The organism is Enterocloster sp. 210928-DFI.2.20 (assembly GCF_020554465.1).
Taxonomy (GTDB): Bacteria; Bacillota; Clostridia; order Lachnospirales; family Lachnospiraceae; genus Enterocloster; species Enterocloster bolteae.
The window spans coordinates 58,302-81,072 of sequence record NZ_JAJCHK010000002.1 but is presented as its reverse complement, the minus strand read 5'-3'; the positions used below and the strand labels follow the sequence as shown (position 1 = coordinate 81,072).

At 44.5% G+C, this 22,771-nt stretch carries 10 protein-coding genes; 6 read left to right on the top strand and 4 right to left on the bottom strand.

The window, feature by feature from the left end:
* Nucleotides 1-87 precede the first annotated feature (87 nt).
* Nucleotides 88-783: a GntR family transcriptional regulator gene (locus LI015_RS03135; protein ID WP_227124137.1), complete on the bottom strand. Its 696-nt coding sequence runs from the start codon at nt 781-783 to the stop codon at nt 88-90.
* 181 nt (nt 784-964) lie between these two features.
* On the opposite strand from LI015_RS03135, the gene LI015_RS03130 reads away from it, so the two are divergent.
* The 5 genes from LI015_RS03130 to LI015_RS03110 all read left to right on the top strand — a co-directional run bounded on the left by LI015_RS03130 (nt 965) and on the right by LI015_RS03110 (nt 13,874).
* On the top strand, nt 965-2,227 hold the full coding sequence (locus tag LI015_RS03130; RefSeq protein ID WP_227124135.1) for a Glu/Leu/Phe/Val family dehydrogenase: 1,263 nt from the start codon (nt 965-967) through the stop codon (nt 2,225-2,227).
* A 464-nt stretch (nt 2,228-2,691) separates the two neighbouring features.
* Nucleotides 2,692-4,164 carry a GntR family transcriptional regulator gene (locus LI015_RS03125; protein WP_227124133.1) on the top strand — a complete coding sequence of 491 codons (1,473 nt, stop codon included), beginning with the start codon at nt 2,692-2,694 and terminating at the stop codon, nt 4,162-4,164.
* A 616-nt stretch (nt 4,165-4,780) separates the two neighbouring features.
* Complete coding sequence (locus LI015_RS03120) at nt 4,781-9,595, top strand: CheR family methyltransferase (protein WP_227124130.1); 4,815 nt, start codon at nt 4,781-4,783, stop codon at nt 9,593-9,595.
* A 131-nt stretch (nt 9,596-9,726) separates the two neighbouring features.
* Nucleotides 9,727-12,309, top strand: a complete 2,583-nt coding sequence (locus tag LI015_RS03115; protein ID WP_227124128.1) for a hybrid sensor histidine kinase/response regulator — start codon at nt 9,727-9,729, stop codon at nt 12,307-12,309.
* Between the two features lie 5 nt (nt 12,310-12,314).
* Nucleotides 12,315-13,874 carry an ABC transporter substrate-binding protein gene (locus LI015_RS03110; RefSeq protein WP_227124126.1) on the top strand — a complete coding sequence of 520 codons (1,560 nt, stop codon included), beginning with the start codon at nt 12,315-12,317 and terminating at the stop codon, nt 13,872-13,874.
* A 94-nt stretch (nt 13,875-13,968) separates the two neighbouring features.
* Here the strand turns inward: LI015_RS03110 and LI015_RS03105 are convergent, their stop codons facing one another.
* The 3 genes from LI015_RS03105 to LI015_RS03095 form a co-directional block, all read right to left on the bottom strand.
* The gene (locus tag LI015_RS03105) at nt 13,969-15,267 is read right to left on the bottom strand and encodes an ABC transporter substrate-binding protein (protein WP_118018363.1); all 1,299 of its coding nucleotides are present in this window, start codon (nt 15,265-15,267) and stop codon (nt 13,969-13,971) included.
* A gap of 16 nt (nt 15,268-15,283) precedes the next feature.
* The gene (locus tag LI015_RS03100) at nt 15,284-18,184 is read right to left on the bottom strand and encodes a response regulator (RefSeq protein WP_227124123.1); all 2,901 of its coding nucleotides are present in this window, start codon (nt 18,182-18,184) and stop codon (nt 15,284-15,286) included.
* A gap of 448 nt (nt 18,185-18,632) precedes the next feature.
* Nucleotides 18,633-20,525 carry a sensor domain-containing diguanylate cyclase gene (locus tag LI015_RS03095; RefSeq protein ID WP_002568695.1) on the bottom strand — a complete coding sequence of 631 codons (1,893 nt, stop codon included), beginning with the start codon at nt 20,523-20,525 and terminating at the stop codon, nt 18,633-18,635.
* 381 nt (nt 20,526-20,906) lie between these two features.
* Between LI015_RS03095 and LI015_RS03090 the strand changes: the two genes are divergently transcribed.
* Nucleotides 20,907-22,754 (top strand): putative bifunctional diguanylate cyclase/phosphodiesterase, encoded by a 1,848-nt coding sequence (locus LI015_RS03090; protein ID WP_118018369.1) that lies wholly within the window; start codon nt 20,907-20,909, stop codon nt 22,752-22,754.
* The last annotated feature ends 17 nt before the right edge of the window (nt 22,755-22,771 follow it).

Below are 22,771 nucleotides of genomic sequence, written 5' to 3'. Positions count from 1 at the left end.
TTGAAATGTTAAATCTAAAATTTCACATTGTGTAAAAACAAAAATGTAAATTCTGTCTCATGCATATTTACATTTTTGTAATTTTATTTAATTAATCTCATCAAAGCAATCCATAATTTCATTCTTTGTATTACGGATATCCTGTGCAATTAACTCAATGCACTTATCCAGCAGATGCCGCCTTAATGCCTCAATCAGTTGGCAGTGTATCTTGATTTCATAATGAAATTTTTCCAGCGGCGCACTATTCACATTGTATGTAATATGGAGTATGCGTATCCGTTTCGTTAAATCAATCAGATTCTTGATTTCATCCCCTATGATTTTTGGACATAAATCAATCAGGTATTCGTGGAATCTCATTTCTATGTCAAAAAAATCCTCTACCAGCCGCTTCTTGGCATCCAATCCCCCATCTGGTTCAATATTCAGAAGTTTCCTGAATTCATCTCCAAAACCGTCAAGCACCTGCATGTCCGCAATACTTATGACCTCCCGTATTACCTGGCTCTCCAGTGCCTCGCGGAAATTAAAAATGCAGCTTAGTTCCTCCTTGCTCAGCTCCCTTACATAGCTTCCGCTTCTGGGATTAATGATAACATACCCATCCTTATTCAGAGATTTCAGGGCATTGGTCACCGGGGTACGGCTGACTCCCAGAGAATTACTCAGGAAATCCACATCCAGCTTCTCATTGGGCTTGAGCTCATTATTAATTATTTTCGCTTTAATCTCTTCATATATCAGCTCATTCAAGCTGCTGTATTTTACTTTATTAAACATGTTCCTCGCTTACTGATATCTAAAATTTTAGTTTGTAAATTTATAATAATGCAATATTGGATGTTTGTCAACTAAATATTTTTACATCTCATACTTGACAAACAATACTTATCAGAATATAATTTTTATAAAATCTGAAATTTTACATTTTACATTTCTTATTCATGAAAGGAGGATACGAATGTCAGACACATATGACCCTTATCAGGATGTGCTCCAGATTATCGAGGATTGTGCGAAAGCGTGTGGGTATGAGAGGGATGATTATATCGCCCTGGCCTATCCTGAGAGAGAACTTAAGGTAGCCATACCCATTGAGATGGATGATGGATCCATCCAGGTTTTTGAAGGCTACCGTGTGCAGCATTCCACGTCACGCGGCCCTGCCAAAGGAGGAATCCGCTACCACCAGGATGTCAACATAAATGAGGTAAAAGCATTAGCTGCCTGGATGACCTTTAAGTCCGCGGTAGTGGACATTCCCTTTGGCGGAGGAAAAGGCGGTATCAAGGTGGACCCGTCCACTCTGAGTATTCATGAGCTTCGCAGACTTACCCGCCGCTATACTTCCATGATAGCTCCCATCATTGGTCCGCAGCAGGATATACCGGCACCGGATGTAGGAACCAATCCAATTGTCATGGGTTGGATTATGGATACCTACAGCATGCTGAACGGTCACTGTATACCGGGTGTCGTGACAGGAAAGCCCTTGGAGCTGGGCGGAGCTGTTGGCCGAAAAGAAGCCACGGGGCGGGGTGTGATGTTCACTGTACATAATTTGATTCGCGCTCTGGACCTGGATATCTCATCCTGTACCGCCGCCATTCAGGGATTTGGTAATGTTGGAAGTACCACAGCCCGGCTTCTGTATGAATCCGGCGTCCGTATCCTGGCTGTAAGCGATGTCTCAGGAGGAGTATTCTGTGAAAGTGGTCTTCCGATAGTAAAGATTCTGGAATTCTGCAAATCCGGAGCTCTGCTTAAGGAATATGCGGTCAAAGACAGCTCTGTGACCTTCCTGTCCAATGATAAGCTGCTGGCACTTCCTGTAACATTTCTGATTCCCGCTGCCCTGGAGAATCAAATCAACCGTACCAATCTGGAAACAATCCATGCCCAATACATCGTGGAAGCTGCCAACGGCCCGGTGTCCATGGAAGCCGATGCCCTCCTGCATGATAAGGGAATCCTCATTGTTCCTGATATCCTGGCCAATGCGGGCGGTGTGGTTGTCTCCTATTTTGAATGGGTGCAGAATATCCAGGAAATGTGGTGGACCGAAGAAAAGGTGAACCAAACCCTGGAGGAAAAGATGGGTGCCGCTTTCTCTGATGTTTGGGAAACTGCAAAAATACGCCGTATTTCCCTGCGCAAGGCGGCTTACCTCATTGCTGTCAAAAGGGTAATAGATACGAAAAAACTGAGAGGAATCTGGCCTTAATATGGGCATTCTTATTACATCATAAAGGGCGCGGTCAGCCTGCTGGTATAAATCCTCAAAATTTGCCCCGTCCCCGGGGGATAGGGCGATACCGATGCCGGCCGTGACACAGCATCTTTACGCGGGCTTTAGCACTCCCATGAAGGTGTGATTGCTGCCAATATGGGACTCTGTATTTCCTCACAGATACAGCCCGGCTATATAATGGACAGATTATAAAGCCCCCAATCCCGAAACCATAAATACCGTTTTAATTGCAAATACCAGAATCTTGTCCTATAATTGTCATATAATACGGGTTAAAAACCAGGAAGTAATCTGTCTTTGTGTTTATAATAGAGTTTCTATGGGGTTATCGCATCTGGAGCAGGCGGTAAAGGTTTCAAGCTTTTGAACACTGTGCGTCATTCACACCGATTGCCCAACCATATATTAAACTTTTAGTATTATTAGGAGAGACGAAAATGGGCTTGATATACGATGGCTTGATGTATGAAAGAATATATGAAATATTAAAGGACCGGATTGAATCCGGAGTGTTACCCGCTGGCACCAAACTTCCGTCACGGGATAATTTATGCAGGGAATTTGGAACATCGGCTAAAACCATCCGCCGCGTGTTATCCATGCTGAAGGAAAATGGATTGATTGAGACACACCAAAGAAAGCGTCCCGTTGTAAGTTTCCATCAGCAAACCAGGCGTCCAATGATAAATCTTGCATTGAAGAGAGTAGATACCTCAATTACCGATGAGGTTCTAAAAACAGGAGTTTTATTGGGGTATCCATTGATTGAAAATGGAATTGCTCTCTGCAAACAAGAAGACTTTATAATTCCCCGGAAAATCGTGGAAAATATGGATATTAATAACTCCGCAGAGTTCTGGCGGTTAGCCAAACAGTTTCAGAGGTTTTTTATCAGACGAAATGAAAATGATTTAAGCCTGCGTGTAATGGATAGTCTGGGGCTTGCGGAGTTAAGACCTCTGCAAGACAATTTAGAAATCAGGACCAGGTTTTATGAACAAATGCAGGAGCTGATGAGGGTTATTGAAAACAGAGGGGATACTGATAGTGTCCATTTCGATGACCTGTCCGGAATGTACGGGCTCACATATGGAAGCGAACCTGCCTTCGATGTTCCTGTGGACTCCGCGGCTGTACTTGGCAGAAAGCAGCTGGAAAAGCTCTTACTAAGAGAAGAAGTAAGATATTCAGCTGTTTATATGGATCTTTTGGGTCTTATCACCATGGGACGTTACCAGCCAGGAGACAAGCTCCCAACTCATAATGAATTGCAGAAACTTTATAATGTGAGTGTGGATACTACTCTTAAAGCAATACAGATTTTGCAGGAGTGGGGTGTTGTAAAAGCAGTCCGTAGTAAAGGGATCTTCGTAATGATGGATATACAGGCCCTAAAGAAAATCGAAATACCTCCCCACTTAATCGCATGTCATGTCCGCCGTTATCTGGATACTTTGGATTTGCTGGCCTTGACGATTGAGGGTGTTTCCGCCTATGCTGCCGAACATATCTCACAGAAAGAAATTGAGGAGGCAATGAGTGAAATTAAGCGCTGCTGGAATGAAGACCACCGATATATGCTTACCCCTTCATTCCTTCTGAATCTTATAGTTAAGCATACCGGGGATGGTTCACTCAATGCTATCTATATACTTTTACGGCAAAATCTGGGGATAGGCAGAAGTATTCCTGCCTTGCGCGAAACAGAAAAAACTGCTGAAGACTATGAACTGTATGAGCAATGTGTCACTGCACTGAATCAGCTTTACGCAGGAAGGCAGGAAGATTTCTCAAACGGGACCGCTAAAGCATTTCGGTATATCTACGATTATGTAACTGAAAAATGTAAGAACTTAGGCTACTATGATTCTGCGATGGCTGTCTATGATGGTAGCGCGTTGTGGAAATAACAGCCATCCCACGCGATTTTTAAACTGGAACTGTCCATGGCGGAAGCAGCTCCCTTTTCATCTGAAGCAGCTGCCGCCATTATATCCTATCTTTATCATCTATATAGTCAATTCCGTAAATTTCCGGCTCTGTAAATTCATACTCCATTACTCGTAATAACCCCTGTAATATTCTGCACTGCTGTGTGGAAGATATGATGGAACCTTTTATTGATGATAATTGTTTCTGGAACGGAACTGTCATCCTCCAATAGCAAGTAAAATATTGCATCTCAAAGACTAAAAAAACGAAGGTATTGTTGATATTTAAGGACTGCGGTGATATAATTATTGAATATATGGTTAAGGTACCAAGATTCTTATGTCAGCTAAAAGTATCCGGCAGTATAGTATTCTTTTCCTTACCTTCATCTGAAGCGTAAGGTATATTTTTGTTTACCTGAAAACTGGCTGCATGGACATGGTTATTAGCATTTTTTTACGGTAAGAAACCTCATATATCTGTTTGAGTATGCATTTACAACCTGTGGAGCAAAGTGAATCAGCGGACTGACAATATTCAATTAAAATGATAGTAAGAATAAATGATACGATTGTAAAGGGGGATATCAATGCAATGGATAAGATGAACCATGGTGCTGTAAAATGCCAGCTAAAATATTGTGTTGGAATAGGGGCTTCTGCCGGAGGTGTGGAGGCTTTACAGGAGCTTTTCCGGAATATGCCGCTGGATACAGGTGCCTCTTTCATCGTTGTACAGCACTTGTCTCCTGATTCCGTGAGTATGATGGATAAAATTCTACAGAAATCAGTTAAAATGCCGGTACGTCTGGCAGAAGAGAACATGGAGCTCCGGCCTAATGAGGTCTATTTAAACATTCCTGGCATGATACTGGAGGTAGAGAGCGGACACCTCCATCTCAGTCCGGTACATGACCGTGTACAGCGCTATGCGCCCATCAATCAAATGCTTAATTCCCTTGCTTCGGATAAAAACATACACACCATTGCCGTGATTCTCTCAGGCAGCGGATCGGACGGTACCATTGGTATCGGCTCTGTCAAGGAAAACGGCGGTACTATTATTGTACAGAAACCCCTGGAGGCACAGTACGCTTCGATGCCGCAGAGCGCCATTGCCACGGGCCTGGTAGATCTGACAGAAAATGTATCCAAAATCGGACTGGCAATACGGGACTATTTAAAAAATCCCAATAACCAATACCTTCACTATGATGACGGGGTTGAGAATCAGGAACTGTCAGGATATTACAATCAAATCATTGATGCCATATCAAAGTATTCTGATATTGATTTTTCCGCCTATAAATCCAATACAATTTACCGACGGATTGAACGCCGCATTGCAATCAATAAATATACCTGTATTGAAGATTACATGGACCATCTGCTTGCATCAGAGGAGGAAAAGGGGCTTTTGTGCAGTGATCTTCTGATTGGAGTGACTTCTTTCTTTCGGGATGAAGCCGCTTTTAAAAGTCTAGGCGAGCATGTACTGGCCCCGCTGCTTCGGGAAAAAAAATCAATCCGTATATGGAGTATTGCCTGTTCCACTGGTGAGGAAGCATATTCCATTGCAATTTTACTCTGCGAATATATGGAGCGGCTGAATTACAATGCGGATGTTAAAATTTTTGCCTCCGATACAGACCCGGATGCCATTGCTGCGGCTCAAAGAGGCTTCTATATCGAAGGCAGCCTGGCCAGCATTAATGAACTCATGATAGAAAAATATTTTGATAAGAAAGAGGACGGCTACATCATCAAGGACATGATCCGTAAGATGATTGTTTTTACCAAACACAATATATTTAGAGATGCCCCTTTTTCCAAACTTGATTTAATTGTATGCAGGAATATGTTCATCTACGTAAAACCAGAAGTTCAGCAGCGTACCATTGGAAATTTTCACCATCTTCTCAATGACGATGGGTGCCTGTTCCTGGGCAACAGCGAATCACTGGGCGATTTGGAAGGAGCGTTTGATGTCCTGGACAGGAAATGGAAAATATTCCACAAAAATAAAGAGTTCCATACAGAAAATAATGGTTTTTATCTATGGGATAACCTGTCTCACCCTCAGAAGGCAATGCAAGAACCTGCTGGAAATCTGCGCCCAAAAGTCCGGCCTACAAATATCTTCGAACGGCTTTTTTTTGATTTTGCAGGACCGTCAGTCCTGGTGGACGGTTACGGAAAAATTGTACAAATTATTAAAAGCGGAGGCCGGTATCTTCGCTTGCAGGACGGACAGTTTGATAATTCCATCAGTGCGTGTTTTGCCCCCAGCCTGACGATTCTTCTGAACCATATTATGGAACAAATGAAGGAAAGCAGCTGTTCATGTGTTGAAAAAAATGTGACAGGAGTGGCGGACTATCCGGATGAAAGCCTGAATATTAAGGTCAATTATTTTAACCTGGATAATGACGAATATTTTTTGTTCCAGATAGGAATTGGCCGGACAGCCATGCCGGACTCAGCCGATAAAAGCCTGGATATCAGCGAATTAACAAACAGCAGGATTGCCCAGCTTGAATATGAGCTGGGGGAAAGCAACTGGAGACTGTCTCTGGCCATGGAGGAGTCAGAATCCCGCAACGAGGAGTTACAGGCAACAAATGAGGAACTGATGGCATCCAATGAAGAGCTGCAAAGCACCAATGAAGAGATGCAGTCAATCAATGAAGAACTCTACACAATCAACGCGGAGCACCAGAGTAAAATTACAGAGCTGACTACGGCATACTCAGACTTTGACAATCTGTTGGTAAATGCAGAAGTTGGCGCACTTTATGTGGACCGGGATATGAAAATCCGTAAGATTACCCCCATCATGCTGCAAAACACCAATCTCCTGAACTCAGATTTAGGGCGCCCGGTGTATCATATCAATTTCATTGATTCCTATGAGAGCTTTAATTCAGATATTAAAAAAGTGGCTGAAACAGGGACAATTATAGAACGGGAAGTGACGGATGCCCGCAACTCCATATGGTTAGTCCGAATCCGCCCTTATTATGAAAAGCCGGAGCAGGTCGGCGGACTGCTGGTGACTATGTTTGACATCACCAGGCGCCTGGAGGCAGCGAAGTTTGAGTTAAAGCGCCTGACGGACAGTGTGCCGGGCGGTGTAGTGCGGATGCATTATGACGGAGAACTGATCATTGATTATGCCAATGACAGCTTTTATGCCATGACCGGCTGCAGTCCTGAGGATGTAAGGTATAGATTTCACAACCGTCTCAGCAAAATGATACTTTCTGAAGACTGGACACAGATGGAACAGCAGATTGAGTCGGCGGCAGCTGGAAATGGTATTTTAAAATACGAGTACCGCGGAGGCAGAGATGCTCTGTCAGCCAGGTGGTATTCCATCCAAGCCACAGTGTTTCAGGTAAACGGCCTGACTGAACTCCAGGGCATCATCATGGATATCTCCAAATTGAAAGACTATGAACAGCGTCTGCAAAGAGAACGGGATTATTATAACACCCTCTATCAGAACATGCTCTGCGGGATTGCGCAGTATGCATACGACGAAGATGCAATGGACTTTATTGGTATCAATCCTGAATCGCTCCGCATACTGGGCTATTCATCCCTGGAAGAATTTAAGGGCCAGGGCGGGCCTACGATGCTGGACATAACATATAAAGAGGATAGGGAAAGAATTGTGGGAATGCTGCAAACCCTAAAAAAGGAGGGTGACTGCGTCAGCTTTGACCACCGCATCGTCCGTAGTGATGGGGAAATCCGCTGGGTAACCGGTGCCTCCAAGCTTATTACATCCCCAGAAGGAAAGCTGCTGATACAAAGTACTTTTATTGACACAACTGAGGAAAAAAGGACGCTTGAACAGCTTAAGGAGGAAAGGGACCGTTATGATCTGCTTTACGAAACCTCATACAATATGGCCGTGTGCGGCGTCATCCAGGCAGATGTCAAACATAACAAAATAATTGCTGTCAACAAAGAGGCCTTGCAGCTTCTCGGTACAGACGCGGCAGGCCTTGAAACGCAGTTATTTAGCCGGGAAGCCGAAAAAGGTGTTCCGGATTTAAGCAGTATCGGTGAAATGATGCAAGCCGCAGCGGAAAATGAACACAAGCGCTTTTCGCATATTCTCAATTTTAAAGACAGATATATGTCCATTGAAGGCGCTGTGGATTACATCATGGAAGACAAAAGCGTCAGGGTGGTTCAGTTTACATTTTTAGACAATACGGAACGGGAGCTTCTGCGTCAGGCAGAGACGAAGCTGGAGATTGCCACGAAATCCAGCAAAGCCAAATCCTATTTTCTCTCCAAAATGAGCCATGAAATCCGTACACCCCTCAATGGAATAGTGGGTATGATTGACAGTGCGATGCTCTACCGCCATGATAAAGAAAAACTGCTGGACAGCCTGAACAAACTGAAACGCTCCTCTCTCCATCTGCAGCAGCTGGTCAGTGAAGTGCTGGACCTGTCCAAAATTGAAAGCGGGAAAATGGACGTTAATATGGGACCGGTGAATCTGCAGCTTTTGCTGTCCGATGTCATTGAAGAATTTGGTACGATGGCTAAGGAAAGAGGAATCGGCCTAACCCAGACTGGAAAACTGCATCATAAATATGTGAATACCGATAAGGTAAAGCTCCATGAAATACTGGCAAATCTGATTGGAAATGCCCTTAAATTCACCGACAGTTCAGGGGTGGTTCTGCTGAATATAGAGGAAACTGTAATTGCAGAACGGGAATCCCTGTATACGTTCCAAGTACGGGATAATGGGAAAGGAATCAGCAAAGAAGATCAGGAACGGATTTTCGAGGCCTTTGACCAGGGTTCTCATGACCATTTATACGGGAATTCAGGGAGCGGCCTGGGGCTGACCATCTGTAAGAGCCTGGTGGCGATGCTGGGAGGCTCGCTGAAAGTCGATAGTATAGAAAATGCAGGGTCGGAATTCTCATTTACTCTCACAATGGATCTGTTGGACGAAGAAAAAGAGACGGATACTCCGGTAAAATCCTGCTCCTGTTATCAGGGGCATCGTGTTATGGTAGCGGAGGATAATCTTATAAATGGGGAAATCGCAGAAACCTTTCTGCGCTCCTTTGGATTTGAAGTGGATTTGGTGAAGAACGGCCAGGAGGCATTTGATACCTTTGCCGACTCACCGGAGGGAACCTACAGTATCATTTTAATGGATATTCAGATGCCTGTCATGAACGGGTATGATGCTGCCCGTCAGATTCGGTCTTGTGAAAATGGAGACGCAAAATCTATCCCTATTCTGGCAATGAGCGCGAATGCATTTCAGGAAGACGTGGCGTGTTCACTGGACGCCGGTATGAATGAACATCTGTCCAAGCCAATTGATATGGAGACATTATTCAGTGTCATTGGCAAGTATATAAAGTAAAGCTTAATGCCGCAGTGCGCATGCACTTCTCTGCTGTCTCTCAATCATGTACAATGGGAGTATTCCTTAAAACAAGCGGAACATTTGGGATATGGTATAGGCTTGCTTATATTGATAGAGGAGGAGTGCGCATGAAAATCAAACAGGGAAAAGGCAGATACATCGCGCTTGCTATCGGAAACATTGCTATCGTTGCTTTTATATTGATTCTTTCAATAAGCTATGTACAGGACGTACAGCGTGACAAGGCCGCAACAGCAAAAGAATCTTTTACCGCAGCAATGGAATCCACAGCCCAGCTATCCTATGGTTATATGAGCAGTCTGCAAAATGAGTGTGACAGCTGGGCCTCCTATTTGGAAAATCATGAATATTCGATGGATGAAGCCATTGAATATCTGAAGGAAGTTAATATAAACGATTATGTTTCTGTACATATATTGTATTATGATACATTGTCCGGGTTATCCGCAGGCTTAGAACAGAGTGTGAACAAAGTTGACTATTCTCAGCTAACAGATGCATTTTCCTACATCCTCCCTAAAATGGTAAACGGCACAAGGGGGGAAGGAACCATTTACATATCATCGGCATATATCAATCCCATGGACGGGGTCAATAGTGTCAGTTTCTGCAGCCTTCTGACTATCAGGGACGAACATGGCGGCCGTGCAAAGGCCATACTCGTCAAAACAATTCCTGTGGAGATTCTGCATGCCCAATGGATTTTCCCAGGAGCATACCGTGAAGCAGAGGTTTCTCTGCTGGATATCAACGGACAGTATATCATTCAATCCGACTCCATGGGAGGTGATACATTCTGGACCTTCATCAAACAACACAACGACCTGTCTTACGTTGACATAGGTGAATACCAGAGTTCCTTTCAGAAAGAGGACCACTATCTGGTTGAGTTGATGGATCAGGATGGAAAACCGGCCTATTACGTCAGCGCACAGATAGAAAACACGCCAAACTGTACATTTGTGGGCTATATCCAATCCGAGAAACTGTCTGCCATGGGCTATGACTATGACTGGCAGATGTCTTTATATATAGTTATGGGATTTATCTTCCTCCTGCTGCTTGACGGAAGCTATGTCCTGCATATAAACAAACGGCTTAGAAGGAGTATCGAGGAAACCCAAAATGCCAATATGGCAAAGACAAAATTCCTTTCTTCCATGTCGCATGATATCCGGACTCCCATGAATGCCATTATCGGGATGACAGAAATAGCTAAGAAACAGATTCATAATCCTGCACAGGTACAGTACTGTCTGGACAAGATAACCTTGTCCGGAAACCATCTTCTTACTCTGGTCAACGATGTATTGGATATTTCACAGGTTGAATCAGGAAAAATGGCATTACACCCGGTTGTGTTCTCCCTTCCTGAATGCTGCGCAAACCTTATTAATATAATAAAATCGCAAATCCAGGAAAAGGAACTGCAATTTGACGTGCATGTGCGCAATTTAAAATATGAATATCTATATGCAGATGAGCTCCGGATGAACCAGATATTCATTAACCTCCTTACAAATGCCGTAAAATACACAAATCCAGGCGGTAAAATTATCGTGGAATTTGAAGAGGCCCTGCAGCCAGGTGACAAGGGTAACGTGGTTTTAACTTATACCGTGCAGGACACCGGTATCGGTATGTCCAGCGATTTTATGAGGGATATGTACCAGACCTTCACCCGTGCAGTAGATTCCCGTATTGATAAAGTACATGGCTCAGGCCTGGGGCTTGCGATTACCAAGCAGATGGTTGAGCTCATGAATGGCACCATTAATTGTGAGAGTGAGCCTGGAAAAGGTACCAGATTCATAGTCGCCCTGCCGCTTCCAGCCACTGAAATTACAGATAATTTAATGCTTCCGCCCCTTCATCTATTACTGGCGGACAACGATAAAACATCCCTTGATGCAGCAGAAAATATGCTGGTATCCATGGGAGTGGCGGTCGATACGGCAGACAATGGACATACGGCGATCGAAATGGCAGAGGCAAAGCACAATGCTGGTGAAGATTACCCCATTATGATTGTGAGCCTTAAAATGCCGGATATGAATGGAATTGAAATTGCCGGAACGATTCGCGCTAAGGTTGGCGAGGACTTTCCAATCATTCTTATCAGTGCGTATGATTGGGTTGAGATGGAAGATGCTGCCAAGGCAGCCGGAATAAATGGTTTCATTAATAAGCCCATGTTTAAATCAACCATCTATGAAAAGATAAACGAGTACCTGCAATTCACTGAAAAGAATGAAAAAACGGCCGAAAGCAGCGCTGATGAATTACAGGGATTACATCTCCTGGTCGCAGAGGATAATGATCTGAATTGGGAAATCATCCAGGAGCTGCTGAAATATAGAGGCATCACAGCGGTCAGAGCAGTTAATGGACAGGTTTGTATTGACATTTTAAAGCATGCAGAACCAGGTACTTTTGATGCAGTTCTGATGGATATTCAGATGCCCGTCATGAATGGCTATGAAGCTTCTGCAGCTATACGTGCATTTCCCGACATGTATATACGGAATATTCCTATTATTGCCATGACCGCAGATGCCTTCGCTGAAGATATCCGAGCCTGCCTGGATACTGGAATGAATGGCCATATAGCCAAACCGGTTGACATGAAAAAGCTGTTTAAGGAGCTGAGAAACGCAGGACTTACCAATGGGAATGAAAGGAAACGCTGATGATTATGAAAAGGGCATTGACCATTCTGTCAGTATCAATTCTGGCCGCGGCCTGGCTTTGCGGATGCGGAAAAATCAGGAAAACAGAAAGCAGGGACGCAGACGTCTTATACCATGCCTGCTATTCAGAACCATACGTGACGTTAGACCCAAGTGCAGAGCAGTCGAATGGTATCAGGATACTGTATAATGTATATGAAACCCTGACGCATTACGATGATAAGACCGGAGAAGTCATACCTAAACTTGCTGTTGAGTGGTCATCCAATGCCGATGCCACTGAATGGGTTTTCAAACTGCGCAACGATGTCCAATTTCATGATGGAGAAAAAATGAATGCGGAGGCCGTCAAGAAATCCATTGACCGGACCATTGCCCTTAATAAAGGCGCTGCTTATATCTGGGACAGTGTGGATTCCATCGAGGTGACCGGGGAATATGAAGTGACCTTTCATCTCCGCTACGGTGCCTCAATCCCCCTCATTGCGTCAGCAGGCTATGCCGCTTATATTATGAGCCCGAATGCGGCTGATAAGGATACCGAATGGTTTAATGCAGGAAATGACGGAGGAAGCGGACCTTATACCATTGCTACGGTTTCAGCAAGAGCGGTTACCCTCTCCTCCTATGAAGGCTATCGCGGCGGCTGGGAGGATAATCAGTATAAGAACGTCTATATCCAGGAGATTTCCGACTCAGGTACACGGCGCAGACTTCTTGAGGCCGGCGAGGCCCATCTTACTTCTGAATTATCAGCAGAGGATCTTGGAGCATTAAGCGAGAACGATGGAGTCACCATCCTGCCCGCTGATTCGTTCACCAATGTAATCCTGATGCTGAACACAAAAAGCTCCCCCTGTTCTAATGCAGATTTTCGAAAAGCGCTGGCATATGCTTTCCCATATGAAGAAGCGGTTCATGATATTTTACAGGGAAATGCGGCTCAATCCTGCGGTATGATACCGAAAGGCCTTTGGGGCCATCAAGACAATTTAACGCAGTATCACTGCGACCTGAAAAAATCAGCGGAGTACCTTGAAAAATCAGGATTAATGGATGCTACTGTTACGGTTACCTTCATAGTAAATGATGCCGTATATCGTGAGATTCTTCAACTGTATAAAGAAAACCTTGCCCAAATAGGTGTTACCCTGAAACTTCTCAACATGGACTGGGATGCCCAGTTAGCTCTTGCAAAGAGTCCCAATCCGGATGACTGCCAGGATATATTACTAATGAAATGGTGGCCGGATTACGCGGATCCGGCTGGCTGGTTCTCTCCGCTGCTGATGAGCAGCGGGGATTCAGTGGGCTACAACTTCTGTTATCTGGATGATGATATATTTGGTGAAAAGAATCGCGACGCCGTCAGGCTGACAGCGACCAATAAAAACGAGGCGGAAAAACTTTATATTGAGATGCAGGAGGAAATTCTGGACCAATGTTATATGATTTTTGCTTATAACACGCTTCAATACTATGCTGTAAATAATGCAATCCACGGTGTATACGAAAACCCGGCTTATCAGACATGTGTCAGCTATTATGATATTACAAAAGACTGAAAATGATTGGCACTTATGCATATCAGGGTCTCATGGATTTTTACCAGTAGGCAGATATAGCGCTTTATCATTCAAAGTACACTCGTTTTTATCGTTAATTCCCGTATTTTGAAATTTCCTCTATCTGTATGGAATCGTATTCTGCCGCCACTTGTGCGGCACTCTTCCCTCTGCAGAGCTGCTGGCTTAAGTCCCGCACATTTTCCCACACATTGAAATTCAGGCTGAAATCCTGATTAGGAATCTGTCTGCCTTCTGCTATACAGGCAATAAATGAATTTGTCTGAGGTATATCAGGCGCTGTGGCATTTTTTGAAGAGGATATTCTTCCCTGGCTTTTGGCCAGGGAATCAAGTGTTTCAGCCTGCCCCAGCGCTTCTACAATGGCAATAGCCGAGTCTAAATGTTTTGACTTTGGATTGATTGCCATTCTCTGATCAGCCCCCACAACACAGATAGAGCCATTTTTAAGCACAGGTAAAGGTGTCATTGCGATTTCAAACGGATAGCCTTCTAACGCTTTGCCGCTGTAGATTGCGCAAATAAAAGCGCAGTTTCCATTGGCAAAAAACGACTTTTCCTCCTCTTTTTTTGGAAGCGTGTCAAGTGCCCGCTCCGGATTCATATATCCTTTATCAATCATCATCTGAAGAAAGTCAAAGCCTTTTTCCATATATTCACTGATTGCCACCGTACCATTTGACAATGCTTCCAGCTTTTGATTACAATCGTCACTCTGGTAAACATCATAAAGGCCGGCGCACATAACCGGAACTGTCAAGGCAAAATCCTTGTTTGCTCCATAGGGAAGAATTCCATTTTCTTTCAGTGTTTCGCATACATCGAGAAATTCATCCAGATTCTCCGGCAGCTTCAAACCATACTGTTTCAGCATATCAACATTCCATATAAAGCCGAAACCAGTATAAGATAATGGAATCGAAAATACCTTTCCGTTATAGGTACTCTGCGACAGCGCATCATGGGACAGGTTACCGGTGAACTCCAGAGAGGACATATCATATATGTAACCTTTCTCATCAAACTCCAGGACATCTTCTGCATGTATCGTGTATAAGTCATCCGCATTTCCTGAAGCCAGGCGCTTCAAAAGAAGCTCCCGGTATGATAATCCCTCCGCTGCATAATAATCCGCAGAGTCGCTGTAAACCGCTATATTCGTATTTCCGTCTTGATTCAGCACTGCTTTGCAGCGCTCCTCTATTGCCTTTGAAACCTCAATATTCTCTGTAAAGGCGGTAACCGGTGTTTCCCGGATGTTATCGTCTACATACAGCTCCGGAACCGACTGCTCCGTATTGCAGCCAGTCCCCAAAATGGCAGCTATCATAAGAGTCCCCAATAATCCCCTTTTTGTCCTAATCTTCTTCATTCTGTCTCCCCCAGTCTTAATTTATAAACTTCCGGACCATACTATATAGCTTATCCAGCTCCACAGGTTTTCCTATATGAGCATCCATACCTGCATCCTTGCACCTGCGTATATCTTCCTTAAATACATCCGCTGTCATGGCGATGATTGGAACAATGGAGGCATCCGGCCGGCCCGAATTACGGATTTTTTTCGTAGCCTGCAGCCCATCCATTTCCGGCATATGTACATCCATCAGTATGATCTGGTAATATCCCTGACTGCTCTTGAGATAGGTGTCTAAGGCTTCTTTGCCATTATGGACACAATCCACTTCAGCCCCGCTGCTGTTCAAAATCTCAAACATGATTTCCAGATTCAGTTCATTGTCATCCGCCACCAGAATCCTGACACCTTCCAGTTTTCTGACGCCTTCCAGATTTTCTGTTTCCTGAATCTGCTGTTCTTCGTATTCCTGGTATCCGCCCTGGATGTATTGCTTCATCTGTTCCAAAATGTCAGCTTTAAAAATCGGCTTTGTCAGAAAACCGTTAATCCCTGCCTGAATCGCTTCCTCTTTTACATTTTCCCAATCATACGCGGACAACAGAAGAATCGGCATTCCGCTGCCCAGCCGCGCTCTAATCCGTCTGGCAGTTTCCACCCCATCCATCTCCGGCATCTTCCAGTCCACGATGACGATACAGTAATCATCTTCCATTACATGGGCCTGCCATGCTTTTTCCACTGCCTCCATCCCATTCATAACCCAATCCGCGCGGATACCCGTCTCCTGCAGGATTAAGCTGATGCTTTCACACGCATCCTGATCGTCATCCACAATCAGAACAGAATAGCCGGCCAGATCCGGTAATTCCTGCATCTGCAGTTTTGGCAGTTTAAGTGGAAGTTCCACTGTAAACCGTGAGCCCATGTCTTTCTCACTTTCAACATATATATCACCCTCCATCATGTCCACTATGCTCTTTGTAATAGCAAGTCCTAACCCGGTACCCGTTGCCTGGCTCATCCTGCTGTCCTCCGCCCGCTCAAATGGCGCGAATACGCGCTCCAGAAATTCAGGAGTCATGCCGATTCCATTGTCCTCAACCACAAAGCGCAGCCGTATGGTGTCTGCATCAACATTCGTCTCTGTAATCTGCATACTGATTGTACCGCCCGCCTGTGTATATTTCATGGCATTTGACAGAAGATTGAGCAGTATTTTCTGCAGGTGGAGCCCATCGCTGATAACCGTGTCATGTTCCAAAATCTGTGATTTCAGTTCAAATGACTGCCTTTTTTTATCCATATCCGGTCTGATGAATGAAATCAGGTTCGCCATCATACTGGGTAAATGCACATTTTCTTCCTTAAGGCTGATTTTCCCGCTCTCAATCCTGGACATATCAAGCACCTCATTAATCAGCTGCAGCAGATGACCGGAAGCCGCTGTAATTTTATTCAGACAGGACTCTACTTTTTCCATATTGTCCAGGCTGTTCAGCGCGACATTGGTCATTCCTATGATACCATTCATTGGAGTTCTGATATCATGCGACATGGAAGAAAAAAATGCGGTCCTGGCCTGGTTGCTGTTCTGCGCCTGCTTGAGGGCATCTGCCAGATGCTCACGCATATTATGTTCTTTGGTTGTCTCCTGAAACACGGCAAGATACTGGCCGTAATCCGCCGGAATCATATGGACTGCAAACCAGCGCTTCACTTCATTGGGGCCATCCCCCACCATGGCTTCCCTGGTCACCTGTTTATTCAATGTTCCGTCCAGGAAACTGTTTCCCGCAGGATCATCCGGCGCCATTCCGCTGGCACTAAATACCAGCTTAGGCCTTTCCTGTACCTGCTTTGCAGTAATTCCAAGAAGCACCGGCAGGTTGTCAGACACAAGCTCCACCTTCTGTGTAGACGGTGTGTAGAGCAGAAACACAAAATCTATATTGGCGGAAAGATTTCGGAACAGCTTTTCCCTATACTCCCTCTGCCTTGCCTCCTCCCTCATAGACTGTCTTCCAGTTACAAGATTAGCAATCGCAACCGCACCAATCAGAAGAAAAGTAAACATAGTATAAAGCATAATGATGATAGGTGTTGACTCCCGCTGAAGGACTGCCCGTGGAATCATGGTAATCAGATAGCTCCCTTCCGGCTCGTCTAATGGAAGAAAGCCGAGAAGGGATTTCTGGTTCTCGTTTATTACGACAAGGGTACCGCTTATTCCTTCCTGAATCACCTCACAAAGCGTATTCTGTACAGCCCTGCTGTTCCCCTGCATTGCCAGATAGCTGTAAATATCCGGCTGTTCTGCTGTACCTCTGGATTCGATAATGTAATTTCCGTTCTTATCCACCACATAGGCATACCCCTCCCCGTTATTAAAGGTAAATAAGGTTGGAAGATTATAATCATTAATAACCCGGTCCGCATAAATTGCCCCTATCTGTTTTTCATCCTTTCTGACAGGGGACTGGTATGTAATCTGAAGCCGTCCGCTTGCACCATAATAAGGAGCCGACATCCCGTCCTTTCCACTGGAAAGGGCCAGATCGTCAAAGGGCAGATCAGATACATGGACTAAATTCCCATCACTATCTACACCTTCTCCATCCATGGTTATATATGTAAAGTGAAAAAAATCAGTGGATTTTACATATCCCAGCAAAGTCTCTCCAACTGCACTCTCCTGCTCCGATGCGAGCATATCGGCCAGGGTAAACAAAAGCTCCCTGTCGAGACTAATTTTATTATTCAGTCCCTCGCTGATAACCTTGCTGGAAGTAAGAAGATTCTGGTTTGCGCTGAGGTTCATTCTGCCGGTAATCTGCACAAGAAAAAATACAGAGATTGATAAAGCAGTCACACAAATCCCAGCCGGAACTGCCAACATTGCAATTGATTTTTTTTTCGGCTTTGTTTTCATTTTTATCTCCCTTAAATATCTAAATACTGCTTTATAAGCCCAAAAAGATATCGCAACACTTTGCTAAATAATGTGTTTGCGATAATCAATACGAAGCAGTTCAGACACAGAGGTATCGTTTATATAGTTATCAAATAGATTGCCTTCTAATCTTGGTACCTCAACCATATATTCAAAATAATTATATCACCACAAACTATATGAATCAATCATTGGATTGTATTTTTTCCAGTATTTCATAAAATACTGAACTGCTGCTTATTCTGATTACCTTATGAAAATGTTTGCCACAACAAGCTTAACAAATTTAAAAATGCCCATAATTCCCCTCTAAAAGGAACATGAGCATTTAAAAACTGCTTATTTGATTGTTTGATATTCACCCGATGGGTTCTTACTGCGTCCCGATATCCCCTTTCATTATAGCAATCCTGCTCTCATGTCTGACCTAAGAAACAATGGTAAACCCGTCCTTCCCCCGCTGCTTTGTCTCATAAAGGGCACGGTCAGCCTGCTGGTATAAATCCTCAAAGTTTGCCCCGTCCCTGGGGTATAGGGCAATACCGATGCTGGCCGTGACACTGCATCTTATGTCTCCCCTTCCAATTACCGTATGGAGGGCGGAGGAGAGAATCTTTACTTTTTCTTCTACACATTCCGTATCCGATACCTGAATAAACGCCGCGAATTCATCGCCGCCAATCCTGCCAAGGATATCCCCTTCCCTGAAATGACTCTTAAGGATATCTGAAAAACTGCAGATGCAGAAATCTCCAAAAGAATGGCCGTACCTGTCATTTACCATCTTGAATTCATCAATATCAAAAATAAAAAACGCATACATTTTGTCCGGACTCTCAGACAGCTGTTTATCAATCAGACGCTCGGTTGCCTTTTTGGAAAGAAGCTTTGTCATTTCATCAATAGCAGCCTGCCACTCCCGTTTCTTTTCCGCATCTATGTTTCTCCGGTAAGAGAACATGTGGACGGAACTGTCTTCTTCCGAATAAAACAGGAAGGTTTCTACACGAATCCAATGATAATCCTCACCGTTCTGCGAAATCATAAAGTCATACTGAAGATGGTTATTTCCGGCGTTATACTCCCGGATGGCATTTTCCGGGGTAAACATGGAAACATAGCCTTCCCGGAACTCCTCTTTAATTTGTTCCCGGGCAATGACACACAATCCCTGGTCAAAGGGAAGCCCTCCGGCTCCCAGACTCTTAAAGTATTCCTCTGTCTGTTTCCCCACATAGCTGTTCTTTGTCAGATTCAATTCGTAAATACTGTCGTAAAGCTGTTCCGTGGCCTTTTTAAAAAGAGCCTGCCGCTCCTCAACCAGCTCCGTCACCTGGCTGCTGTACTTCCGGATTACAGCAGTAATGACAATCAGAACAGTGAGAATTACCACAGTCAGTATAAAACCAGTCTGATAAAGCTGGCGGTTCATGGCCTCCACAATGGGTCCGGTATTCTGTTCCACAAGCAGATACCAGGAGAGCTCCGGAATATACCGCTCCACAATAAAGCTTCTCTTTCCTTCCTTTGGACCTGTATCAGTCCAGAATTCCATACTGTTATCCGACTCCCGGAAATCAAGTACCTGTTCCCGTATATGTTCCTGGCCATATACTCCAAACCAGTCCTTCTTTTCATATCCATTATAGGTGGTGGATATCTCTATAAAACCATCCTGGTTAATCAGGCTGGCCTGATTGCCATAGCTGTCTTCATATTCCTGCAGCAGCTCTTCCAGATAATCTATCTGAATTCCCACTCCCACGATGCCAATCACCGCCCCGTCCGGCGCAGTAACCTTGCAATTCACAAAGACAGTTATCCTGTTATCCGCTCCCTCTACCTGGTCATTATCCACGTTAAGGGAATACTCCAAATCATTGCCAAGAAGTTCATAATACCATTCGTTTTCCGGATCCCCTTTTTCCATTACACGGTCAAGGCCATTAAAATTATAGTAGCGGCCGGAATTTGCGGATATCAGGAACACGGAATCAAAGCCATATTTCTTCTGGTATGTCTCCAGATACGTTTTTGTAGTCTCCGCAAAATCCAAAGCATCCATACGGCTGTTTTCTGCAAGAAGATGGTCCACCAAAAGGCTGTCATGAGACATTGTCAGCGAAATGTTCACCGGCTTTGTAAGCATTGCCTTCAGCTGGTAATAAATTCCCTCCGCTGTCAGGGAGGATACTTGTTCTATGTTCTCTAATGATGCACGGTAATTGGCGCGGTAGCTGAAAAACGCTGTAAGGATAAATCCTACCACCAGTATACTGCTGACTAACAGGTTCGTCTGAAACAACTTATTGTTTTTCATTCGATACCTCCTCTATTCTCTGTGCGAAACAACTCTTACTATCTATTTTAAGACGGATTCAGCCTCTCCTGGCGCGCTGCCACGGCTTTACTGTTAACGTCTACGGGTCTGCCTGATACAGAACATTATACACCCGCGTCTACCCTATTTCCAGTTTCTTTTATTTCACTTATATGCTGACTGAACAGACTCTTTCTTTTCCGTTCCCCGCTTCTCCTTTAAATTTTTGTAATAAATTACAAAATAATATTATTTATCTCTCGTATATTGAAATAAAATGCATAGTTTGATACAATTGAGCTATTGATATCATTGCAAACCCGCTGTATGGTTAGCACAATGAATCCGGAAAGGCAGCAATAGCTGTTGTAGGCACCCCATATGAAGCGGTTTTTTAGAGGCGGACTGATCTCCCTGTTTATTTTACTTTTCCTGTTCGGCAGTATTACCATTCAAACGGTAATCCAAACCCAGACAAACGGAAGGCTCATCAACTATGTAGGAATTGTCCGCGGTGCCAGCCAGCGGCTCATAAAGTTAGAACTTTCCGGCCAGCCCGATGACGATATGATTGCCTATCTGGACAGCATTCTTCTGGAATTACAGGGCGGAGAGGCCACATATGGTCTTCCTTCACCTGACGATCCGGCCTATCAGAGGGATTTGGCAAAGCTGGAGCTGATGTGGAGTCAGGTCAAGGACGAAATCTCTGCCTACCGCAGCGGGTCCGCTGACAGTTCCAGACTGCTTTCCCTCAGCGAGGACTTTTTTGAACAGGCCAATCATACCGTGTTTTCCGCCGATGCCTACTCAGCCCGGCAGATGCGTTTTCTTCTGACCGGCTGTCTGGTCATGATGGGAGTCATGTCACTCACCTGGATATTTATATTGTGGGCCAACTCTAAAAATCTATTGAAGCTTGAAGTCCAGAATGAACAGCTGAATGATCTGGCATCCCGCGACACTCTTACCGGGGTTTACCTGTTTAGCGCTTTCAAGGAAAAAGCCCAGCAGCTTCTGGACACCAGGCCGGAAAAGTTTGCTGTTGTCTATACTGATTTCTCTGACTTCAAGTATATTAATGATGTGTTCGGCTATGATTACGGCGACCTTCTGCTGTCCCAATACGGAAAACTCCTGCTAAAGGGGCTGCATGAATATGAATTATGCGGCCGTGTATCAGCAGATAACTTTGTACTGCTTCTCCATTACAACGAAAAAAGCGAGATAGCGGCCCGCCAGGCTGACGCGGATTACGAAATTCTCCGCTTCATGCATACGGCCCATGACGGCCAGATGCTCCCCACAAACTGCGGTATCTGCTGCATAGAGGATGTCATAGAGTCACTGACCATCGACGGTCTTCTGGACCGGGCCAATTTTGCCAGAAAAACAGTTAAAACAGGAAACAAGCAGAATTATGTTTATTATGATGAGAGTATCCGCAGCCACCTCAGAGAAGAAAAAGACATAGAAAACAGAATGCTGACTGCCCTTGAAAACAGAGAGTTCACGGTCTATTACCAGCCAAAGGTCAACCTTGCAACAGGAAAAATCGGCTGTGCAGAGGCTTTGGTCCGCTGGCAGTCCCAGGCCGGCGCCATCATTCCTCCGGACCGCTTCATCCCTGTATTCGAGAGAAAATATATGATTGACCGCCTTGACCAGTATGTATACGAGGAGGTCTGCCGTTGGCTCCGGAGTCTGCTTGACTCGGGTAGAACCCCCCTTCCCGTGTCGGTCAATGTATCCCGGCTTCAATTCTATGATCAGCACTTTGTTGACCGTTATGTGAGTATACGCGACCAGTATGCCATACCGCCTGAGCTTCTTGAAGTGGAATTTACGGAATCCATTGCATTTGACAACACTGCCCTGCTGCTGCAGACAGTAGCCCGGCTTAAAAAGGCAGGCTTCTCCTGCTCAATTGATGATTTTGGAAAAGGTTATTCTTCTCTGGGGCTGCTGAAAAATCTGCCTATTGATGTACTGAAAATTGACAGCCTGTTCTTTGATGAAGGACCGGACCAGAACAAGGATATGGCACTGGTTGAGGGTATTATTGATATGGTGAAAAAATTTGACATCCGCACAGTGGCAGAAGGAATCGAGTCCATGGACCAGGTCGAATATCTGAAGCAGATTGGCTGTGACTATGTACAGGGCTATGTTTTCTACCGCCCCATGCCCCAGTCTGACTATGAAACACTGATTATACAGGGATGCTGAGCAAATAAGCTACATTT

Bases quoted from the DNA above. Each gene is read 5' to 3' on its own strand.
- LI015_RS03135 (WP_227124137.1), bottom strand. From the start codon at position 783: ATGTTTAATAAAGTAAAATACAGCAGCTTGAATGAGCTGATATATGAA.
- LI015_RS03130 (WP_227124135.1), top strand. From the start codon at position 965: ATGTCAGACACATATGACCCTTATCAGGATGTGCTCCAGATTATCGAG.
- LI015_RS03125 (WP_227124133.1), top strand. From the start codon at position 2,692: ATGGGCTTGATATACGATGGCTTGATGTATGAAAGAATATATGAAATA.
- LI015_RS03120 (WP_227124130.1), top strand. From the start codon at position 4,781: ATGGATAAGATGAACCATGGTGCTGTAAAATGCCAGCTAAAATATTGT.
- LI015_RS03115 (WP_227124128.1), top strand. From the start codon at position 9,727: ATGAAAATCAAACAGGGAAAAGGCAGATACATCGCGCTTGCTATCGGA.
- LI015_RS03110 (WP_227124126.1), top strand. From the start codon at position 12,315: ATGAAAAGGGCATTGACCATTCTGTCAGTATCAATTCTGGCCGCGGCC.
- LI015_RS03105 (WP_118018363.1), bottom strand. From the start codon at position 15,267: ATGAAGAAGATTAGGACAAAAAGGGGATTATTGGGGACTCTTATGATA.
- LI015_RS03100 (WP_227124123.1), bottom strand. From the start codon at position 18,184: ATGAAAACAAAGCCGAAAAAAAAATCAATTGCAATGTTGGCAGTTCCG.
- LI015_RS03095 (WP_002568695.1), bottom strand. From the start codon at position 20,525: ATGAAAAACAATAAGTTGTTTCAGACGAACCTGTTAGTCAGCAGTATA.
- LI015_RS03090 (WP_118018369.1), top strand. From the start codon at position 20,907: ATGAAGCGGTTTTTTAGAGGCGGACTGATCTCCCTGTTTATTTTACTT.